Here is a 4,376-nt window from a genome sequence, read left to right on the forward strand (position 1 = left end):
TGCGTGATTGTGGGCGACGGGCCCCACCCCCGCCCCCCCCCCCCCCCCCCCCCCCCCCCCCCGGCCCGCGGGGCGCCCCCCCCCCCCCCCCCCCCCCCCCCCCCCGGCGAGGTCACCTCATCCACCGCTGCCCGCAGCTCCGTCAACACCCGCAGCCGCAACGCCGGCGCCAACTCGGACAGCTCAACGCACAGCCGCTCGACATCCGTCCGCAAGAACGCGACCTTCGCCGAACTCACCCGGCCAGCCTGACCAGCCAGCACCAGGGCTGTCAACAGATGCGACACCAACACCGGCCCACTGTTCCGTTCCTACTCGACCCTGAATCAGCGCGAGTAGCGCCTTGCGCCCGCCAGCCCCCGGAGAAGCGAGCCTGCGCGACCCGCGTGCACCAAGCGATGACGGCGGTTCATCCCTACGGATGCGCCACGGCTGCGGCGTCGTCGGCGGTGGGGGTGGGGGTGGCTGTCCAATGCGCGGGATGGTCGTGGCCGGCGGACAGTCGGGTGGAGAGGTCGCCGCGGGCGGAGGCGAGCTGCATGGAGGTGAGGAACCAGGTGCCGCGCAGGTCCGCGCCGCGCAGATCGGCGCCGCGTAGGTCCGCGCCCCGCAGGTCCGCGGCGCGAAGGTCGGCGCGGCGCAGGTCCGCGCCGAGCAGCAGCCGTCCGGACAGGTCCGCCCCCCCGCAGGTCCGCCCCGGCCAACCGGGCGCCGAGAAGATGCCCGCGTGCCGGTAGCTTCGCGGTGTTCCCGCCCCGGTCGGCGGCGCGCAGCAGGACACTCGCCGCGGTGAGCGCCAGATGGACGGCCCGGTGGTGCGGGTCGAGATCGACAGCGCGCAGCTCGTCCGCGTCCGCGTCGCACAGCGCCAGTGTCTCGGCGAACAGCGCACGCAGCCGTCCGACCAGCGCCGTCGGGTCCGCGGCGGGGGTCGGGGCGAGGACGGTGAGGGCCTCGCTCAGGTGGTAGAGCGCCTCGTGCAGGCCACGCATGACGGTGAACACGTCGCCCATCGCGGCCGCGGTGTCCGGATCCGCACGCCAGTCAGCCCCGGCGAAGGTGACCTGGGTGACACGCTGGCCGGCCCCGAGACAGTCGAAGGCGACACAGCCGTGGAAGCCCCGGCCGCGCAGCTCGCTGTGGACGACGCAGGTGGAGTCGACGGCCAGGTGCCGGCAGGGCACACCGGGAGCCTTGCTGATCGGGAAGTCCGCCGACACCGCGAACCCCGGCACCACACAGCACAGCCCCGCGCACCGTCCGCAGTCGGCCCGCAACAGAAGCCGCACGCCGGTCACATCCCTCGCGGTCACGTCCGTGCTGGTCGGGTCGGTGCGCGGTGGGGGCGTGGTGGGGGCGTGGACACGAGCGACCTCCCGCGACGACGGACCTGGACGTGGACGGATGTGACATGCTGGCGGACGCGACAGCTAGCGGAGGAAGCCGGTGTGAATCCGGCGCGGTCCCGCCACTGTCACCGGACAGCGCCGCCCTCCCGCGGGCGCCGTACGGCGGCCCCGGCCGCCGCGCGGATCCCGCGGTGCCCGCCCCGCCCTACCTGGCCTGGGAACCCACCCGGACCAGGCAGGGGGCAGACAGGTCACGGCCGCCTTGGCGGCTGGAAGACCGAGAGCGGACGCGGATGATCCGGAAGCCAGGATACTCCGGCCGTCGCGGTGGACGACCACGGGCGAGGACCTGGGGAGGACCAGCCGCATGCCTGCCATACCCGACGCACCAGCCACCGACCTACCCGCCAGCGACCCACCCGCCAGCGGCGCACCCGAGCCGGCCGAGCCGGGGGGTTTTCCCCTGGCAGCGGTCGTCGGCATGGATGACCTGCGCCTGGCACTGCTGCTCAACGCGGTCAGCCCCACCCTCGGCGGGCTGCTGGTCCGCGGGGAGAAGGGCACGGCCAAGTCGACCGCCGTGCGGGGCCTGGCCGCGCTGCTCACACCGGTCGAGGTCGTGGCCGGCTGCCGGTTCGCCTGCCCGCCACACGCCCCCGACCCGCACTGCCCCGACGGGCCGCATCCACCCGGCGTCACCTCCCACAGCCGGCCGGTGCGCCTGGTCGAACTGCCGGTCGGCGCCTCCGAGGACCGGGTGACGGGCAGCCTCGACCTCGACCGGGCCCTCACCGACGGGGTCAGCGCGCTGCGCCCGGGGCTGCTCGCCGCCGCCCACCGCGGCATCCTCTACGTCGACGAGGTGAACCTGCTCGGCGACCATCTCGTCGACGTCCTGCTCGACGCGGCCGCCACCGGCATCGCCCACGTCGAACGCGACGGCATCTCCGCCCAGCACCCCGCCCGGTTCCTGCTCGTCGGAACGATGAACCCGGAGGAAGGCGAGCTGCGCCCGCAGCTGCTCGACCGGTTCGCGCTCACCGTCACCGTCGCCGCGAGCCGGGACCCGGCGCTTCGCGCCAAGGTGGTGCGCCGACGGCTCGCCTACGACGGCGACCCCGCCGGATTCACCGCCGCCTGGGCACCCGCCCAGCAGCGCCTCGCCGCCCGCGTCGCCGCCGCCAGCGCTCGACTGGGGACGGTGCTGCTCACCGACGCGGCGCTGCGCGCGGTCGCCGCGATCTGCGCCGGCTGCGACGTCGACGGGATGCGCGCCGACGTCGTGCTCGCCCGCACCGCGCTCGCGTTCGCCGCCTGGTCGGGCCGGGACACCGTGCGCGCCGCCGACCTGCGCACCGGCGCCCGCCTCGCCCTGCCCCACCGGCGCCGCCGCGGCCCGTTCGACGCCCCCGACCTCGACGACGCCACCCTGTCCGCCATCCTCGACGGCGCCCTGGCCGGCCTCGACGGCGCCGTCGACCAGGAGAGCGCCGCCCGCCGCGCGAGCGCCGCCCGCCGCGCGGCCGAGGCTGCCCGCCGTGCGGCCGAGGACCACGACGCCGAGCGTCACGGTGACCGGCCGTCGACCTCGCGGGGCGCCGCGGACGACGGCGACGGGCGGCCGGACTCCGGTGAGGCCGGTGAGGGTGGTGAGGGTGAGGGCGGGCCCGGCGATCCCGGGCGGACCCCACCACCGGGCTCGACGGGACCCGGTCGCGCGGAGTCGGCCGAGGCGACGACGGCGACGACCGGCGGGGATATCGGCGACGATGTGACACCGCTCGACCCCTGGGAGACGAACCCCTTCGACCTGGACCCCGACGGCGCCGACCTTGCCGACTTTCTGGATCTCGACCGTCACGACCCTGCCGGACCCGACGGCCCCAGCCTTCGCGGCGACGAACGCGACCCCGAGCCGGCCGACCCCGGTGAGCAGCCAGCACACGACGGAACCACCGCGAACGGCCTCGCGACGCAGAGCACCGCCGGGAAGAACAGTCCGACGCAAAGCAGTGCGACAGGCGACGGCGCGGCAGACGGCGGCACGGGGGATGACGGCGTGCCGGCACCGACCGCACCCGACTCCGGCACCTTCCACCCCGGATACCCCGGCACCTCGCACCCCGGCACGCCGCCAGTCCCGCCGCCCCGGCCGGACACGCGGCATCCTGGACTGCCACCCACCGGCGGCCGCCCGGGACTGGGCCTGCCGCCCCGTCCCGGCGAGCCTGGCCTGGCCGCCCAGCGCGACCATGGCGGCGCCGGCCGGGGCGGCGGGCGCGGCGCGGGCCGCAACGGTCCGGCGGCGACGGGGATGGCCGCCGCGCCGGGGACACTGTTCCGGCCCCGGACACTGAAAGTCGCCGGGCTCGGCGCGACCACCTCGGCCACCGGACGGCGCTCCCTGGCCCGCTCCGCCCGCGGCGCGATCGTCGCCACCAGCGCGAACGCCCCCGGCCTGCACCTACCCGCCACCCTGCTCGCCGCCGCCCCCCACCAGCACACCCGCGGACGGCGCGGCCCCGCCGACGGGCCGGCACCGCGCCTGGCCGCCACCGACCGGCGCGGCGCGCACCGCATCGCCCGCGAGGGCAACCTGGTGCTGTTCGTCGTCGACGCCTCCGGGTCGATGGCCGCCCGCACCCGGATGACCCTGGTCACCACCGCGGTCCTCGCCCTGCTCGTCGACGCCTACCAGCGCCGCGACCGCATCGGCATGATCACCTTCCGGGGGTCCGGCGCCGAGGTCGTGCTACCCCCCACCTCCAGCATCGAGGCCGGAGCGGCGAAACTGCGCGCCCTGCCCACCGGCGGACGCACCCCCCTGGCCGACGGCCTGCGACGCGCCGGCCAGGTCCTCGCCGCCGAACGGCGCCGCGACCCCACCCGCCGCGCCCTGCTCGTCGTCGTCACCGACGGGCGGGCCACCGCCGGCGGCGACCCGCTGCCCGTCGCCCGCGCCCTGCGCGCCACCACCGGACGCGCCAGCGCCGGCGGCCACCCGCGCGGCGGCGCGGGCCACGGCGG

General features: G+C 76.9%; 2 protein-coding genes and 1 pseudogene. 1 reads left to right on the forward strand and 2 read right to left on the reverse strand.

The window, feature by feature from the left end:
• Both MXD95_RS28435 and MXD95_RS29565 read right to left on the reverse strand, forming a co-directional pair.
• A pseudogene (locus MXD95_RS28435) lies at positions 1–293 on the reverse strand (hypothetical protein); the annotation flags it as partial.
• 122 nt (positions 294–415) lie between these two features.
• Positions 416–892, reverse strand: a complete 477-nt coding sequence (locus MXD95_RS29565; RefSeq protein WP_250639807.1) for a pentapeptide repeat-containing protein — start codon at positions 890–892, stop codon at positions 416–418.
• A gap of 824 nt (positions 893–1,716) precedes the next feature.
• On the opposite strand from MXD95_RS29565, the gene MXD95_RS07475 reads away from it, so the two are divergent.
• Positions 1,717–4,376, forward strand: a 2,660-nt coding sequence (locus MXD95_RS07475) for a VWA domain-containing protein (RefSeq protein ID WP_518455372.1), incomplete at its 3' end; no start/stop codon positions are given.

The organism is Frankia sp. AiPa1 (assembly GCF_023243075.1).
Lineage (GTDB): Bacteria > Actinomycetota > Actinomycetes > Frankiales > Frankiaceae > Frankia.